The sequence below is a fragment of the Kitasatospora sp. NPDC001261 genome, assembly GCF_042896795.1.
GTDB lineage: Bacteria > Actinomycetota > Actinomycetes > Streptomycetales > Streptomycetaceae > Kitasatospora.
Map to the genome: position 1 here is coordinate 106,810 of NZ_JBIAXP010000025.1, position 15,948 is coordinate 122,757.

Below are 15,948 nucleotides of genomic sequence, written 5' to 3' on the forward strand. Positions count from 1 at the left end.
TCGACTTGAGGGAGAACAGTCGGCCGTAGGCGGCCGGCGACGGCGGCGAACGGGGCGATGACGACCCGCGGCGGACCGCCACGCGCGACGACAACCCCGGGCCTCCGACACTGCCGCGATCAAGAACGAGGCGCAGCCCGACGCCGCCAACCGGCCCCAACCCGCGATTGCGCCGAACGTGGACGTACTGGTCCTACAACCCCTGGTCAGCCGGATGAAACCGTTGCTCAGACAGGGCCGCACGAACCCGTACGGGTGACTGCGCTCAGCGCCTCCACCAGCTCCTACGCGACCCTGACCACGTACTTGCCCCGGACGCCGCCCGCCTCCAGCGCCCGGTGTGCCGCTGCCGTCTCCTCCAGGGGGAAGACCGTGTCCACCGCGGGGCGCAGCTTGCCCTCGGCCACGTGGCGGGCGAGGTCGTCGAAGTCCGCCCGCTTGGGGTCGCCGCTGAAGAAGCGGACCCGGCGGTGTCCGTGGACCGTGCTGGCCGCGACGTAGCCGAACGTCGCGGCGGGCCGTTTCGGGTCGAAGGCGAGGGCGACCATGCGCCCGCCGGGGGTCAGCAGGCGCCGGAAGGCCCGCAGGTCGGTCCCCACGGCGTCCAGGACCACGTCGAAGCGGCCCAACTCGGCCGGCCGCACGGTTCGGTGGTCGACGGCGTGGTGCGCGCCGAGTCCGCGGACGAAGTCGAGGCTCGCCGCGCGGGCGAGGGCCGTGACCTCGGCGCCGTACGCCCGTCCGAGCTGGACGGCGGCGTTGCCGACACCGCCCGCCGCGCCCCGGACGAGGAGTCGTTCACCGGGGCGCAGCCCGGCCTTGTCCCGCAGCGCGGTGATGACGGCGGTGGCCACCGGCAGCGCGGCGGCGTCCACCGGGTCGAGGCCGTCGGGGAGCCGGCCGACCCGCTCGGCGGGCACGGTGACGTACTCGGCGGCGCTGCCGAACCCGGAGGTGCGGCCCAGGACTCCCCAGACGCGGTCGCCGGCCGCCAACCGGGTGACTCCGGCTCCCCGTGCGGCGACCTCGCCGGTGAAGTCCAGGCCGACGCGCTTGGGGAACGTCCGGCCGCTCAGGAGGCGGAGACGGCCGGAGCGGACGGCCAGTTCGCCGCCATTGACGCTGAACGCGCGCACCTTCACGAGGACCTCGCCGCGGGCCGGCTCGGGGCGTGGCACGCGGCCCGTGTAGAGCACGTCGGGGCCGCCGTAGCGGTCGTAGAGCACTGCCTTCATCATGTGGTCGTTCATCGTTCCGCCTTGCCGCCGGGGGCCGTAGGGATCTGGCAGCGACCGTAGGCTCTCAAGTGGACGCAATCGTCCGTTTCGACCGGAAGCGAGAGACAGTGATGGCGGAATCCTCTCGGATCACAGCCCGGGACGGGGTGCGGGCGGACGCCCGGCGCAACCGGGAGCGCGTCCTCGTCGCCGCCCGTACGGTCTTCGCGGAGCACGGGATCGACGCCCCGATGGCGACCGTGGCCCGTCGGGCCGGGGTCGGCGTGGCGACGCTGTACCGGCACTTCCCGACCCGGGACGCCCTGGTGCGGGGCGCGTTCGCGCGGCAGATGGAGACCTGCTCGCGGGCGCTCACCGAGGCGCTGGCCGCCCCCGACCCGTGGCAGGGCTTCCAGCAGCTGGTCGAGACGGTCTGCGCCCTGCAACGGGAGGAACGCGGCTTCCCGGCCGCGTTCGTCACGGCCTTCCCGGACAGCACGCCGGAGCACGCGCCGTCCCGGCGACGAGCCGAGCGGGACCTCACGACCCTGGTGCGCAGGGCCCAGGCCTCGGGCTCGCTGCGGGCCGATTTCCACCCCTCCGACCTCACCGTGGTCCTGCTGGCACACTGCGCCCTGGTGACCGCCCTGCCGGACGACGGTGCGGCGTCCCGGCGCCTGGTGGCCTACCTGCTCCAGTCGTTCCGCGCCGACGCGGCCAACGGACCGCTGCCTCCGCCGGCCGCGCTGACACTGCGCAACCTCCCGATGCCGACGGACAGTTCACAGCGGCAGCGGCGCCCCAGGGCCTGACACGAGACGGCACCCGCACCTCCACCGGCAACCAGGATCTGTCAGGCCGTCAGCAGGCGCCGGCCCGCTCGCCGGGCCGGCGCCTGCGGGCGGATCCCGGTCGCCCACCAACCGACTGCGGGTCATGATCCTCTCCGCGTGGGCGACTTCAGGCCACCCCCCACCGAACTACGCCTCACCCCCCAAAGGCATGTGACATGTCACGCCCTATTGATGGCGCGTCGGACCACGTGAGAGCATGCGTCGACGCGCCCCAGCCGCCTCCCCTTCCCCCGTCTGCTGAGCGCTCGTCTGCCTCCCCCCACTAAGGAACGACGTTGCGCCTGCCCTCACGCATGCCCAGACTGCTCGCCGCGATCGCGGCGAGCACCACCCTCCTCGGCCTGGCCGCCGGCCCCAGCCTGGCTGCCGCCCCCACCCCCACAACCACCCCCAGCACCCGGCAGGCCCCTGGCAGCCTCCTGCCGCCCACCGACGTTCCCGGGACGGACTCCTCGGAGCACGACGCACCGCAGAGCCGCCGACTGACGCCCGATCAGCTCCCGCTGCCCGGCGTTCCCGTGTCGCCCGAGCCCGCTTCCTCCGGAACGGCTTCGGCCAAGGCCTCGCCGCAGACGCTGTCCGCGGCTCCGGCAGCCGTCCAGTCGTGCACCCCGGCCGACTTCAGCGGCCGCTCCGGTGCCGCGCTCGTCTCCTTCGTCAAAGCCTCGAAGCCCGAGTGCATCGGTTCGCTGTTCTACGCCTCCGGTTCGGAGGCGGTCAGCGTGTTCCGCCAGGGCCAGATGGCGACGGTCGCCGACGCCTTCCGGGACGCCGCCGCCACCTACCCGGGTGACAACTCGACGAGTGCGTGGCAGCTCGTCCTGTTCCTGCGCGCGGGCTACTACGTGCAGTCCAACGACCCCGCGCACATCCCCGGCTTCGACAACACGCTCACCGAGGCCGTGGCACGCGGCATCGACGCGTTCGTCGCGGGCCCGCACTTCACCGACGTGACCGACGCGCACGGTCAGATCGCGAACGACGTCGTCATCCTCACCGACAGCGCCAAGCTGCAGGCCCGCTACCTGAACACCTACAAGCGGGTACTGAACGGCTACGACCGCTCGTACGACGGCTCCAGGAACATGGTCACCTTCGTCAACAGCGTCTTCACCCCGCTGGACCGCGGCCACGACAAGAACCCGGACTTCCTCGCCGCCGTCGCCGCCGACCCGAGCATCATCGACACCCTGAACGATTTCACCCTCAAGCACCGGGACCTACTCGGCACCGACAACGCGGTCCTGGACGCCAACGCCGGCCGCGTGCTCACCCGCTTCGTCAAGTACCCGGCCTTCCAGGGCAAGGTGCGGCCGCTGGTCAAGTCCCTGCTCGACGGATCGTCGATCACCGGCCCGACCGCCCCGCTGTGGGTCGCCACCGCCGCCATGGCCGACTACCTCGACCCGGACCAGTGCTCCACCTACGGCACCTGCGACCTGAACAAGCGGCTGATCGCCGCCTCGCTGCCGGTCCGCCACACCTGCGACGCCACCCGCACCATCCTGGCCCAGGACCTCACCCCGGCCGAACTCGCCGCCGTCTGCACCGATCTCAGGGGCGAGGACGCGTTCTTCCACAACCTCGTCCGCGACAACGGCCCCATACCCGGCCAGTACGAATCGTCCGTGCAGATCGTGGTCTTCTCCGGCAAGGCGGACTACCAGACCTACGCCGGGGCGATCTACGGCGCCAACACCAACAACGGCGGCATCACCCTCACCGGGACACCGACCGACCCGGCCAACCAGCCCGTCACCATCATGTACCGGCACCCCACCGACAACGGCTTCACCGCCCGGATCTGGAACCTCAACCACGAGTACGCCCACGTCCTGGACGCCCGCTACAACCTCAAGGGCGGCTTCGACCAGCAGACGAGTGTCCCCGACCTGTGGTGGATCGAGGGCGTCGCCGAGTACGTCTCCTACACGTATCGCGGCGTCACCGACACCAACGCGGTGACCCAGGCCCCCAAGCACACCTACCCGCTCAGCACCCTGTTCCAGAGCACCTACCGCAACAGCGACCTCGTCCGCACCTACCACTGGGGCTACCTCGCCGTGCGCCACATGGTCGAGCGGTACCCGAGCGTCATCCAGGGCATGCTCTACTACTTCCGCGCCGGCAACTACGCCCAGGGCTACGCCTACTACAACGCCATCGGCACCCTCTACGACGCGGGCTTCAGGACCTGGCTCGACACCTGCGCCGCCGACACCTGCCTGAGCGCGGGCACGCCGACCGCCGCCTTCGACGCGACCGTCTCCGGCCTGACCGCGCAGCTGACCGACCGCTCCACCGAGACCGGCGGAAAGGGCGGCATCGCCTCCCGGGTCTGGAACTTCGGCGACGGCACCACCTCCGCGGAGACCACCCCGTGGAAGACGTACACCGCGCCCGGCACCTACACCGTCACCCTGACCGTCACCGACACCAACGGGAAGACCGCCGGCACCAGCAAGCCCGTCACCGTCACCACCCCCGCGGCCCCCACCGCCTGCACCGGCAGTGACCCGCGGGCCATGGACCGCAACTGCTTCCGGACCGACCGGTCCGCCGCCGAGGGCGAGCAGGACAAGCTGTACATCTTCATGCCCGCCGGCACCGTCACCCTGAACGTCAGCACGGCCGGCGGCACCGGCACCGCCCACCTGTACTACAACACCGACGCCTGGGCCTCGAACACGGCCTACACCGCCTCCTCGACCAAGAACGGCGCCGACCAGAGCATCACCGTCACCAACACCACCGCCGGGTACCGGTACATCACCCTCTACGGCAAGACCGCGTTCAGCGGAGTCACCGTCACCACCCGGTACTGACCCGCACACCGGCGCGAGCAATCCGCCGCGGCCCCGGGCGGGGGCGTTCGCAGACCGACAACCCGTCGGCGCGCGAACGCCCCCGCCGTCCGGCACGAGCCTCGGTCCCCTCCCCTGGCAGCGGCGCCCCGCCCCGGCCCTACGGGGTCCGACGCTCCACGCCGTCGAGCAGCAGACCGAGCCCGAGCTCGAACCCGCGGTCGTCGAGGCCCGTGGCACCGCCGCCGCGGGCGAAGGAGCTGTCCAGGGCGTCCGCGAGCGCCGGGTACTCCGGCCGGTACTCGGCCGGTGCCCGGGTGAAGCCGGCCGCGAAGGTCTCCACCGCGGAGCCGAGTACCAGGTAGTCCACCGCCGCGGCGACCTCCGCCGCGTCCGCGGGGCCGAGGCTGGCCCGGCCGAGGAGGGCGAGCAGCCCGTTGTAGCCGCGCAGCGCGCTGGCCGCTTCGACGCGGCGGCGGGCGAGCAGGGCGATGGCGTTCGGGTGCCTCAGGAAGACCGCGCGGTAGCCGCGCGCGTACGCCGCGAGGCCGGCCCGCCAGTCGGGATCGCCCAGCGGTGTGTGGTCGATCTCGTCGTTGACCAGCCCGGAGACCGCGTCGACCAGCTCGTCCTTGCTCTGGATGTGGTTGTAGAGCGAGGCCGCCTTGACCCCGAGCCGCTCCGCCAGCGCCCGCATGGTCAGGCCGTCGGGGCCGTCCTCGTCCACCACCTGGAGCGCGGCGAGCGCGATCCGCTCGCGGGTCAGCACTGCCCTGCTCGGTCGGCCCACAGAAAAATCCCCTCTTCCGCTCCCCGTGTCCGGAGGCTATCGTGCCAGACCGACAGCGGTTGCTAACAAAGTTAGTTTTATCTGGAAGGCGCAGCCCGTGGCCGAGACCACCCCGACCGATGCCGACCGGCTGGCCACGCTCGGCTACCAGCAGGAGCTGCGGCGCAGCCTGACCGTGCTCGGAAACATCTCCATGGGCTTCGCCGTCGTCTCCCCCGTCGTGGGGCTGTACGCCGCCGTGCAGGTCGGCATGAGCGTCGCGGGCGGGGCCTGGGTCTGGGCGCTGCCGCTGTGCCTGCTCGGGCAGTGCCTGGTCGTCGCCGTCTACTCCGAGCTCGCCTCGCAGTGGCCGCTGGCCGGCGGCGCCTACCAGTGGAGCAGACGCCTGGCCAGACCGGCCGTCGCCTGGCTGAGCGGCTGGATGTGGCAGTTCGCCGTGATGTTCGGCAACACCACCGTCGCCTACCTCGCCTCGCCCTGGCTCTTCGCGCTCTTCGGCACCGTCCCGACGCCCGCCGAACAGGTCCTCGTCTCGGCCGGCTTCATCCTCTGCTGCACCCTGGTCAACGCCTACGGCATCAACTTCCTGCGCTGGTTCGTCGGCCTGGGCATCGCCGCCGAAGCCGTCGCCTCCGTCCTGGTCGGCCTCACCCTGCTGCTGGTCTTCCGGCAGCACGGCCTCTCCCTGCTCACCGACTTCCTGAACGCGCCGAAGGGGCTGGGCATCAGCGACACCGGTGCCCTGCTCGCCGCCGTGGCCGTCGCCGGCTGGGCCTTCATGGGCTTCGACGCCTGCGTGTCGACCGCCGAGGAGACCAAGGACGCCGCCCGACAGGTCCCCAGGGCGATGTGGTGGTCGCTGCTCAGCGTCGGACTCGTCGTCATCCTCAACGCGGTCTCCGTCGAACTCGCCCACCCCGACCCCGCCGACGTCGTCGCGGTCAAGGACCTCGACCCGGTCACCACCGCCGTCACCCACGCCTTCGGCGGCTGGGCCGAGAAGCCCTTCGTCCTCGTCGTCCTGATCAGCTTCACCGCCTGCCTGATGGCCTCCCAGGGCGGCGCCGCCCGCGGCCTCTACTCCCTCGCCCGCGACGACGTCTTCCCCTTCTCCCGCCACGTCCGCAAGGTCAACCGGCACCAGGCGCCGATCGGCGGCCTCGTCGCCGCCACGGCGGTCAGCTGCGCCGCGCTGGTGCTCGGCCTGAACACCTCGGCCATCGGCAGCCTGATCACCTTCGGCAGCGCCGCCATCTTCGTGCCGTTCTTCATCCTCGCCCTCGTCGCCCTCGTCGCCCGCCTGCGCGGCACCTGGACGCCCGCCGGAGCGGTCGGCTACGGACGCCTCGGCACCCCGCTCAACGTCCTCGCGGTGCTGTGGACCGGCTTCGAGCTGGTCAACATCTGCTGGCCGCGCGCCATCCTCGCCCCGGCCGGAGCGCCCTGGTACCAGATCTGGGCGGCGCCGCTCGGCGTCGGCACCGTCACCCTCGCCGGCCTCGCCTACCTGCTGGCGCGCCGCCCCGACCGCCGCATGACCGACACCGACCAGGAGCACCCGCACACCGCCGAACTCGCCCCCGCCGTCCTGTAGCCGGCGTCGGCCCGGGCGGCACCGCTCGGCCGACGCGTGCGAAGCTGCATCCCACCCCCCGGGCGGGGTCACGTCCCACCAGCGGCCCAGCGCCGCACCTTCGAGGCCCGACACCTCGGACCGTTCAACCGAAAACCCTGGAGGCACCCGCATGACACGCGCATTCGACGTCGTCGAGACCGGTATCGCCGACCTGCGCGCGGCGTTGGAGAAGGGCGAGACCACCGCGGTCGGCCTGCTCGACGCCTATCTCGCCCGGATCGACGCCTACGACCGGCCCGGCACCGCCACCGCGCTCAACGCGATGGTCGTGACGAACCCCCGCGCCCGCGCCGAGGCCGAGGCCTCCGACGCCCGCCGCGCCCGCGGCGAGACCCTCGGCCCCCTCGACGGCATCCCCTACACCGCCAAGGACAGCTACCTCGCCGAGGGCCTCACCGCCGCCGCCGGCTCACCGGCCTTCGAGCACCTCGTGGCCCAGCGCGACGCCTTCGCCATCGAGCGCCTGCGCGCCGGCGGGGCCGTGCTCATCGGCCTGACCAACATGCCGCCGATGGCCAACGGCGGCATGCAGCGCGGCGTGTACGGCCGCGCGGAGAGCCCGTACAGCGCCGACTGGCTGACCAGCGCCTACGGCTCCGGCTCCTCCAACGGCTCCGGCACCGCCACGGCCGCCTCGTTCGGCGCCTTCGGCCTCGGTGAGGAGACCTGGTCCTCGGGCCGGGCCCCCGCCTCCAACAACGCGCTGTGCGCCTACACGCCCAGCCGCGGCGTGATCTCGGTGCGCGGCAACTGGCCGCTCGTCCCGACCATGGACGTCGTCGTCCCCCACACCCGCACCATGGCCGACCTGCTCGAACTGCTCGACGTCATCGTCGCCGACGACCCGGACACCCGCGGCGACCTGTGGCGCGCCCAGCCCTGGATCCCGCTGCCCGCGCCGTCCCAGGTCCGTCCGGCCTCCTACCCGGCGCTGGCCCCCGCCGACGCGGCGGCGGCGCGCGCGACGCTCGCCGGCCGGCGCGTCGGCGTCCCCCGGATGTACATCAACGCCGACCCCGACGCCGGCACCAACCCCGACGGCGGCATCGGCGGCCAGACCGGGCAGTCGATCGACACCCGCGCCTCGGTGATCGCCCTGTGGCAGGCCGCCCGCCGCGACCTGGAGGCCGCCGGCGCCGAGGTCGTCGAGGTCGACTTCCCCGTGGTGACCAACTACGAGTCGGACCGCCCCGGCGCGCCCTCCCTGCTCACCCGAGGCCTGGTCAGCCGCGACTTCCTCACCCACGAGATCCTCGACCTCTCCGCCTGGGCCTGGGACGACTTCCTGCGCGCCAACGGGGACCCCGCGCTGGCGACCCTCGCCGACGTCGACGGCGCGCTCATCTGGCCCAAGCACCCCGGCGAACTGCCGGACCGCTACGCCGGCTTCGACGACGGGATCGCCGACTACCCGCGGCTGGTGCGCGACCACCCCTACGCGTCGATCACCGACATGCCGCACCTCGAGGAAGGCCTGCGCGGCCTGGAGGAGACCCGCCGGATCGACCTGGAGACGTGGATGGACGAACTCGGCCTGCACGCCGTGGTCTTCCCCACCGTCGCCGACGTCGGCCCCGCGGACATGGACGTGAACGAGGCCTCCGCCGACCTCGGCTGGCGCAACGGCGTCTGGGTCGCCAACGGCAACCTCGCCCCCCGCCACCTCGGCATCCCGACGGTCACCGTCCCCATGGGCACCATGGCGGACACCGGCATGCCCGTCGGACTGACCTTCGCGGGCCGCGCCTACGACGACAACAGCCTGCTCCGACTCGCCGCCGCCTTCGAGTCGACCGGGCACCGCCGCACGGAGCCGCCGCGCACCCCGCGCCTTCCGGCCGTCTGATGGCCTGACGGACCGTCAAGACACCGAGGAATTGGCGGGTTTACACCTTCCCGACCACGATTCCACAGACCGGAGAGGCCGTTTCCACCAGAAGGTGGAGGCGGCCTCTCCGGCCCTTTCCTTCCGTCACTGGGCGCTCGCCGCGGGTCGTACGACGATCTCGTTCACGTCGACGTACGGCGGCTGGGAGATCGCGTAGGCGACGGCGTCCGCGATCGCGGAGGCCGGCAGGGCCACGGCGCGGTAGGTCCGCATGGCCGCCCGGGCGGCCGGGTCCGCGATGCCGTCGGCGAGTTCGGACTCCGTGACGCCCGGCGAGACCAGCGTGACCCGGACGTCACCGGCGGACTCCTGACGCAGGCCCTCGGAGATCGCACGGACTGCGAACTTGGTGGCGCAGTACACGGCGGCGGTGGGAGAGACCTCGTGCGCACCGACGGAGGCGATGTTCACGATGTGCCCGCCACCCTGGGTGCGCAGCACGGGCAAGGCGGCGGAGATGGCCGCCAACGCCCTGGCCGAGGCCCTGTACTCCCCCTTCGAGGCGATGGACAACCTGGCCCGCATGGTCTTCCTCGACCCGGCAGGTCGACCGTTCCACCTCCGATGGGACCGGACGGCGGAGACAGTGGTGGGGCACCTGCGCCAGGCGTCCGGCGTCGACCCGGGCAGTCCGCGCCTACGGGCTCTCGTAGGCGAACTCAGCACGCGCAGCACGGACTTCGCCCGGCTGTGGAACACCCACACCGTGCGCGGCAAGACCCGCGAACACAAGCACGTCCACCACCCGGACGTCGGCGGCATGACCCTCACCCACCACGCGTTCGACGTGCGGGACGCCCCCGGCCAGCAGTTGATCATCTACCATGCCGAACCCGGCAGTCCCAGCGCCGAGGCACTCGGCCTGCTCGGCTCCGTGCACGCCACAGCGAACCGCGCCCACCGGTCCGCCGGGTGACAGCCTGCTCCGCAACGCCCGGCGGATTTGCCTTAACCTTCATCCATTGCAACGTTCCGTTGCGTTCGACCCCAGCGTCATTGCATCAGTTTACCGCTGTTGAGCTGGCATAATGCCTTTCATGCGATTGACGCCACGTCAGGAAAAGCCGTAGCTTTCCAGTTATCCGAACGTGCGGCAACGCGAAACGAGGCACGGCCATGGGGGAATCCCCGCACACCGTCACCACCATGCCGGCGGCGCGCCGCCCCGGCTGTCCCTTCGACCCGCCCGCCGAGCTGATCGACGCCCATCGGCACGGGCCGATGAGCCGCTACACCTTCCCCGGCGGGAAGCCCGGCTGGCTGGTCACCGGCTACGACCTGGTCCGGGCGGTGCTGGCCGACACCCGGTTCAGCTCGCGCAAGGACCTGATGCTCCACCCGACCATCGACTACGGCGACTTCCAGATCCCGCCGGCGCCGCCCGGGGAGTTCGTCCTCATGGACGAGCCCCAGCACAGCCGCTACCGCAAGCCCCTGACGGGCAAGTTCACCGTCCGGCGCATGCGGCTGCTCACCGAGCGCATCGAGCAGGTCACCGCCGCCCGCCTGGACGCCATGGAGGCCGCCGGGCCTCCGACCGACCTGGTGACCGCGTTCGCCAAGCCCATCCCCGCCATCGTGATCTGCGAACTGCTCGGGGTGCCGTACGAGGACCGGGGCTCCTTCCAGGAGCAGGTCGACTCGTTCATGAACGGGGAGACCAGCGACGAGGACCTCATGGCGGCCTACGCCGCGACCCAGGAGTACCTGGCGGAACTGGTGGCCGCCAAACGCGCCAACCCCACCGACGACGTGCTCAGCGACCTCACCGACAGCGACCTGACCGACGAGGAACTGAAGGGGATCAGCCTGATCCTGCTCGCCGCCGGTCTCGACACCACCGCGAACATGCTGGCCCTCGGCACCTTCGCGCTGCTGCGCACCCCGGACCAACTGGCCGCGCTGCGCGCCGATCCCGCGCTCGCCGACCGGGCCGTGGAGGAGCTGCTGCGCTACCTGAGCGTCGCCAAGACCTTCATGCGGACGGCCCTGGAGGACGTCGAACTCGGCGGCCGGACCGTCAAGGCCGGCGAGCGGCTGATCCTCTCCTTCAACACCGCCAACCGCGACCCCGAGCGCTTCCCCGATCCCCACGTGCTCGACCTGAGCAGGCAGGACGGCGGACACCTGGCCTTCGGCCACGGCATCCACCAGTGCCTGGGCCAGCAGCTGGCCCGCATCGAGATGCGGGTCGCCTTCCCCGCGCTGCTCGGCCGCTTCCCCACGCTGCGGCTGGCCGTACCGCCCGAGGAGGTCGCCCTGCGCCCGGAGCTCGCGGACATCTACGGGGTGAAGAGCCTCCCCGTCACCTGGGACGCGTGACCGATGAGGATCACCGTGGACGTCGACCGCTGCATCGGCTCCGGAATGTGCGCCCTGACGGCCGGCGAGGTCTTCGACCAGCGCGAGGACGACGGCACCTCGGTCGTACGGCAGCCCGAGCCTCCCGCCGAGGCGTTGGACGCGGTGCGCGAGGCGGTCGCCCTGTGCCCCGCCTCGGCGATCAGCCTGTCGGCCGACCTGTGACGGCCGGGCCGGTCCGACACATGATCGTCCGGTCGTCTCGCGGAGCCCGAGGCCCCGGGAGGGCCTGCGGCGCCAGGGCCCGCGGCCGGGCGTTCGGTGGCCGTGACCAGCGCCGACGGTCTCGCCTTAGGATGCGGGACATGAACAGCACCACGCCGCCGCACGGAGAGCCCATACCGACGACGCGGCGAACCCGCTGGCAGGAGGCGCGGCAGAGCGGGAACTACGGCAAGCGGTTCGCCGACCTCATCTCCGCCGGCGAGGACGTCGACGGTGAGGCCCGGCTCGCCGACACCCTCCTGCCGCGCGGCGCCCGGGTGCTCGACGCCGGCGCCGGCATGGGCCGGGTGGCCGCGGCGCTGCTGCGGCGGGGGCACGACGTGGTCGCGATCGAGCCCGACCCGGCCCTGGTCCGGCAGGCCCGGGAGACCTACCCCGGGCTGGCGATCGAGGAGCGCGACATCCTCGACCTCGGCCCCGACGACGGCCCGTTCGACCTGGTCGTCTGCGTGGGCAACGTCATCGTCTTCCTCGCCGAGGACACGGAGCGCAGGGCACTGGGCGCGATGCGCGACGTGCTCGGCGAGAACGGCCGGATCCTGGTCGGATTCCACCTCCAGGACCCGCCGCCGCACGCCCGCACCTACCCGGCGGCGGAGTTCGAGGCGGACCTGGCCGCCGCCGGACTGCGCGTCGACCTGCGGGCAGGCACCTACCAGCTGCACCGCGCGAACGACGCCTACGGCGTCTGGGTCCTGAGCCGGGCCCAGGCGTAGCGCCACCTCCCGGGGCCCTGCCTAGCCGCCGGGACGGTGCTCCCGTCCGTCAGGCGCTGGCGGCGGCCCTGCGCAGGCGGTAGGCGGCGGCACCGGCCGCGATCACCGCGGCGCCCCACAGAACCGAGGAGGCCGGCAGGGCGAAGGCCAGGAGCACGCAGCCGACGGCGCCGACGGCGGGCACGATCCGCACGGGGCCCTTCACGGGGGTGAGGGTCCAGGCGGACGCGTTCGCGATGGCGTAGTAGGCCAGCACACCGAAGGAGGAGAAGCCGATCGCGCCGCGGACGTCCGTGGTGGCGGCCAGGACCGCGACCACCGCGCCGACCGCGAGCTCGGCGCGGTGCGGCACCCGGAAGCGCGGGTGGACGGCGGCCAGGACGTGGGGCAGGTGCCGGTCGCGGGCCATCGCCAGGGTGGTGCGCGAGACCCCGAGGATCAGCGCGAGCAGCGAGCCGAGCGCCGCGACCGCCGCCCCGGTGCGCACGACCGGGGCGAGCGCGGGGACGCCGGCGGCACGCACGGCCTCGGTGAGCGGTGCGGCGGTGTGGGCGAGCCGGTCGGGCCCGAGCACGGCGAGCACGGCCACGGCGACGGCGGCGTAGACGACGAGCGTGATGGCGAGCGCGGTGGGGATCGCCCGGGGGATGGTCCGCTTCGGGTCGCGGACCTCCTCGCCGAGGGTGGCGATGCGCGCGTAGCCGGCGAACGCGAAGAACAGCAGGCCAGCGGCCCGGAGCACCCCGCCGAAGGTCGCGTCCGCACCGACGGCGAGCCGCGCGCCCTCGGCGGCGGGGCCGGTCAGGCAGGCGGTGACCACGGCGGCGAGCACCGCCAGGACGGCGGCGACGATCCCCCGGGTCAGCCACGCGGACTTCCGCACGCCGACGTAGTTCACCGCGGTGAGCACCACCACTGCGGCGACCGCGACCGCGTGCGCCTGTCCGGGCCACACGTAGGAGCCCACCGTGAGGGCCATCGCCGCGCAGGAGGCGGTCTTGCCGACCACGAAGCCCCAGCCCGCCAGGTAGCCCCAGAACTCGCCGAGCCGCTCACGGCCGTAGACGTAGGTGCCGCCGGACTCCGGGTAGCGGGCGGCCAGCCGGGCCGAGGAGGTGGCATTGCAGTACGCCACCACCGCGGCCAGCGCGAGGCCCGGCAGCAGACCGGACCCGGCCGCGCCGGCGGCCGGCGCGAGCGCGGCGAAGATCCCCGCGCCGATCATCGACCCGAGCCCGATCACCACGGCGTCGAACACGCCCAGGTGGCGCCCCAGCTCCCCGGCCCGAGCCGCTGCCGGTGTCCCCATCGCTCGCTCCTCGACCACGGCCCACGGCCGTTCCGGACTTCGGTTCCGGCGCACGTTATAGGAGCAAGGTGTCGAGCCGGCCTCGCGGACCGGACCGAGGCGAGGGCCTGGCCACCGCCCGCGAGCCAGGACGCCTCACCGTGAGTCGGCACGAGCCCGCGGGTCGGTCCCCGCGGAGCACGTCATCCGACCTCGCGGGTGGCGGACCGGGCCGGGACACCGAGCACCCGTCGCAGCTCCTCGACACTCGGCGCCCCGTCCACCCGGCCGTCCGCGCTCCGGTAGAGCCGGCAGGACACGCTCGGCGGTGTTCCGGGGGCGGCGAACGGGTCGTTCCCGTCGACCAGCAGGGTGGGCGAGCCGTGCATGCCCAGGCGTTCGGCGTCCTCCTGGTCCTCGACCACGTGCCGCACCAGCCCGACGCCCGGCAGGTCGGCCAGCACCACGGCGAGCCGCTCCGCCAGCACCGACTCGTTCGGGCACCGCGGAACCGTCAGCATCTCCAGCCGCACGGCCGCCACCTCCTTCGTCCTCGTCGTCAGCACCGTTCACGCTAGACCGGATCACCGCCCGGCGCGGTGGGTGCCCGGGATTGGCGAGGTGAGGGGTCAGGCGGCCGTCACGTGCCCCCACTCTCCGCATGAGCCGAAAGGTAAAGATTCTACCAAATGCGCAAGTATGCCCGGGGCGGAGGACTATGCTTCTCGAGGTTTGAAGAAGGCACCTCGTTCGGTGAGGCTTCTTCACGGACACAGGCCACTGATCCGACGACGTCGAGAGACGCCCAGGGTTAGGACAGATCCTCCCGACCTAAGGGTTGATCCGAAGTGGCTTCCGGCCTATGCGGCCGGACACGCCGTGGAGTGCCAAAGCTCTGACGAGTTGGGGTGAGTCGGCCGCTGTTTCCGCGCGCCGGCGAACTCCTTGCCGTGTCGATCACACGCACCACGGGGTGCGTCGACCGGGAGGAGGCGAGAGACATGGATTGCAGTAGTCCGGGCCACAGTCGCCCCTTCCCGCGCCTGCCCTCGTACACCTCCGGCACGCGGTAGCCACCTTCCCCGCGCGCACACGCGCCGCTGCGTCACGCCCGCCCGACGGCTTCGCCGTGCCCTGCGGCGTCGCGTCCTCGCAGCGCGCAGCGCGGTCTCCACCGGTTGCGATATCGGCACGGGTGCCCCGCGCACCTACCCCCCGATCGAGACGGTCCTGGTCGTCATCACGATCATCCGGACCGCCCCGGGCAGCTGACCCACCGCGCCGGGGGCACCGACCGCGTGCCACCGTCCGTCCCCCTCCTCCCGTGAAGGAGGTGCCGTCGTGCACACCCTGACCACCGGCGACTTCCTGGTACGGCTCGCCACCGGCGTCGCCTGCGGCGCGCTGATCGGCGTCGAACGCCAGTGGCGGGCCCGGATGGCCGGCCTGCGCACCAACGCCCTGGTCGCCGCCGGCGCCACCCTGTTCGTGCTCTACAGCGAGGCCGTCGGCGACGCCGCCAGCCCCACCCGGGTCGCCTCCTACGTCGTCTCCGGCATCGGCTTCCTCGGCGGCGGCGTCATCCTGCGCGACGGCGCCGGCGTACGCGGCCTCAACACCGCCGCCACACTCTGGTGTTCGGCCGCCGTCGGAGTCCTCGCCGCCTCCGGCAAACTGCGGTTCGCCGTCCTCGGCACACTCGCCGTCCTCGTCGTCCACCTGGTCCTGCGCCCCGCCGGCCGACTCCTCGACCGGGCCCCGCAGGCCGGCAGCGACCCCGACTCCACCACCCGCGCCACCGTCCACCTGGAATGCGACCGCAAGTCCGAGACCCACATCCGGGCCCTGCTGCTCCAGGCCCTCGCCGCCTCCGGACTCGCCCCGACCGGCCTGCGCGCCCGCCGCACCGACAACGGCGACGCCACCAGCCTGCGGGCCACCGTCGCGATCGCCCGACAGATCGCCCCGGCGCTCGAACAGGTCGTCACCCGCCTGTCGTTGGAGCCCGGCGTACGCGACCTGCACTGGCATCTCGACGACGGCCGCGACGCCGCCGAGCAGTCGACAGCCGGGCATCCGACAGCGGCGGAGCCGGCACTCGCCTGAAAGCGGCCCACTCCCAGCCGCCCGTCGAAACCACCCGACCACCCCGACCGAGAGGACACCGCA

Annotated in this window: 12 protein-coding genes, 2 pseudogenes and 1 riboswitch; of the genes and pseudogenes, 9 read left to right on the top strand and 5 right to left on the bottom strand. The window is 72.6% G+C overall.

Annotated elements, in window-relative coordinates:
* Positions 1-284: 284 nt before the first annotated feature.
* The gene (locus ACFY4B_RS30160) at positions 285-1,250 is read right to left on the bottom strand and encodes an NAD(P)-dependent alcohol dehydrogenase (RefSeq protein WP_387973236.1); all 966 of its coding nucleotides are present in this window, start codon (positions 1,248-1,250) and stop codon (positions 285-287) included.
* Positions 1,251-1,348: 98 nt separating this feature from the next.
* On the opposite strand from ACFY4B_RS30160, the gene ACFY4B_RS30165 reads away from it, so the two are divergent.
* Together ACFY4B_RS30165 and ACFY4B_RS30170 are read left to right on the top strand one after the other, a co-directional pair.
* Entirely contained in the window at positions 1,349-2,029 is a 681-nt protein-coding gene (locus ACFY4B_RS30165; protein ID WP_387973239.1) for a TetR/AcrR family transcriptional regulator, read from the top strand.
* Positions 2,030-2,364: 335 nt separating this feature from the next.
* Positions 2,365-4,896: a collagenase gene (locus ACFY4B_RS30170; protein WP_387973242.1), complete on the top strand. Its 2,532-nt coding sequence runs from the start codon at positions 2,365-2,367 to the stop codon at positions 4,894-4,896.
* Between the two features lie 139 nt (positions 4,897-5,035).
* On the opposite strand, the gene ACFY4B_RS30175 is transcribed toward ACFY4B_RS30170, so the two are convergent.
* Complete coding sequence (locus tag ACFY4B_RS30175; protein ID WP_387973245.1) at positions 5,036-5,665, bottom strand: TetR/AcrR family transcriptional regulator; 630 nt, start codon at positions 5,663-5,665, stop codon at positions 5,036-5,038.
* Between the two features lie 97 nt (positions 5,666-5,762).
* Between ACFY4B_RS30175 and ACFY4B_RS30180 the strand changes: the two genes are divergently transcribed.
* Positions 5,763-7,259 (top strand): APC family permease, encoded by a 1,497-nt coding sequence (locus tag ACFY4B_RS30180; protein WP_380777169.1) that lies wholly within the window; start codon positions 5,763-5,765, stop codon positions 7,257-7,259.
* Between the two features lie 151 nt (positions 7,260-7,410).
* Positions 7,411-9,147: an amidase gene (locus ACFY4B_RS30185; protein ID WP_387973248.1), complete on the top strand. Its 1,737-nt coding sequence runs from the start codon at positions 7,411-7,413 to the stop codon at positions 9,145-9,147.
* Positions 9,148-9,273: 126 nt separating this feature from the next.
* On the opposite strand, the pseudogene ACFY4B_RS30190 reads toward ACFY4B_RS30185, so the two are convergent.
* A pseudogene (locus ACFY4B_RS30190) lies at positions 9,274-9,657 on the bottom strand (SDR family oxidoreductase); the annotation flags it as partial.
* On the opposite strand from ACFY4B_RS30190, the pseudogene ACFY4B_RS30195 reads away from it, so the two are divergent.
* The 4 genes and pseudogenes from ACFY4B_RS30195 to ACFY4B_RS30210 form a co-directional block, all read left to right on the top strand.
* Positions 9,647-10,105 (top strand): annotated as a pseudogene (locus tag ACFY4B_RS30195) (transcriptional regulator); the annotation flags it as partial. The pseudogenes ACFY4B_RS30190 and ACFY4B_RS30195 sit on opposite strands and share 11 nt — an antisense overlap.
* Positions 10,106-10,305: 200 nt before the next feature.
* Positions 10,306-11,511, top strand: coding sequence for a cytochrome P450 (locus ACFY4B_RS30200; protein WP_387973251.1), 1,206 nt, complete (start codon positions 10,306-10,308; stop codon positions 11,509-11,511).
* Between the two features lie 3 nt (positions 11,512-11,514).
* The gene (locus ACFY4B_RS30205; RefSeq protein WP_049650699.1) at positions 11,515-11,715 is read left to right on the top strand and encodes a ferredoxin; all 201 of its coding nucleotides are present in this window, start codon (positions 11,515-11,517) and stop codon (positions 11,713-11,715) included.
* Between the two features lie 140 nt (positions 11,716-11,855).
* Positions 11,856-12,491 carry a class I SAM-dependent methyltransferase gene (locus ACFY4B_RS30210; RefSeq protein WP_387973254.1) on the top strand — a complete coding sequence of 212 codons (636 nt, stop codon included), beginning with the start codon at positions 11,856-11,858 and terminating at the stop codon, positions 12,489-12,491.
* 49 nt (positions 12,492-12,540) lie between these two features.
* Here the strand turns inward: ACFY4B_RS30210 and ACFY4B_RS30215 are convergent, their stop codons facing one another.
* Both ACFY4B_RS30215 and ACFY4B_RS30220 read right to left on the bottom strand, forming a co-directional pair.
* Positions 12,541-13,800, bottom strand: coding sequence for an APC family permease (locus ACFY4B_RS30215; RefSeq protein WP_387973257.1), 1,260 nt, complete (start codon positions 13,798-13,800; stop codon positions 12,541-12,543).
* Between the two features lie 182 nt (positions 13,801-13,982).
* Positions 13,983-14,345, bottom strand: coding sequence for an alkylmercury lyase (locus tag ACFY4B_RS30220; protein ID WP_375875149.1), 363 nt, complete (start codon positions 14,343-14,345; stop codon positions 13,983-13,985).
* Positions 14,346-14,517: 172 nt separating this feature from the next.
* A riboswitch (M-box (ykoK) riboswitch) is annotated at positions 14,518-14,694 on the top strand.
* 426 nt (positions 14,695-15,120) lie between these two features.
* Between ACFY4B_RS30220 and ACFY4B_RS30225 the strand changes: the two genes are divergently transcribed.
* Positions 15,121-15,885 carry an MgtC/SapB family protein gene (locus ACFY4B_RS30225; protein ID WP_387973260.1) on the top strand — a complete coding sequence of 255 codons (765 nt, stop codon included), beginning with the start codon at positions 15,121-15,123 and terminating at the stop codon, positions 15,883-15,885.
* Positions 15,886-15,948: the final 63 nt, after the last annotated feature.

What these genes read in the sequence shown, in the direction of transcription:
- ACFY4B_RS30160 (WP_387973236.1), bottom strand. Translation starts at nt 1,250, where the DNA reads ATGAACGACCACATGATGAAGGCAGTGCTCTACGACCGCTACGGCGGC.
- ACFY4B_RS30165 (WP_387973239.1), top strand. Translation starts at nt 1,349, where the DNA reads ATGGCGGAATCCTCTCGGATCACAGCCCGGGACGGGGTGCGGGCGGAC.
- ACFY4B_RS30170 (WP_387973242.1), top strand. Translation starts at nt 2,365, where the DNA reads ATGCCCAGACTGCTCGCCGCGATCGCGGCGAGCACCACCCTCCTCGGC.
- ACFY4B_RS30185 (WP_387973248.1), top strand. Translation starts at nt 7,411, where the DNA reads ATGACACGCGCATTCGACGTCGTCGAGACCGGTATCGCCGACCTGCGC.
- ACFY4B_RS30200 (WP_387973251.1), top strand. Translation starts at nt 10,306, where the DNA reads ATGGGGGAATCCCCGCACACCGTCACCACCATGCCGGCGGCGCGCCGC.
- ACFY4B_RS30205 (WP_049650699.1), top strand. Translation starts at nt 11,515, where the DNA reads ATGAGGATCACCGTGGACGTCGACCGCTGCATCGGCTCCGGAATGTGC.
- ACFY4B_RS30210 (WP_387973254.1), top strand. Translation starts at nt 11,856, where the DNA reads ATGAACAGCACCACGCCGCCGCACGGAGAGCCCATACCGACGACGCGG.
- ACFY4B_RS30215 (WP_387973257.1), bottom strand. Translation starts at nt 13,800, where the DNA reads ATGGGGACACCGGCAGCGGCTCGGGCCGGGGAGCTGGGGCGCCACCTG.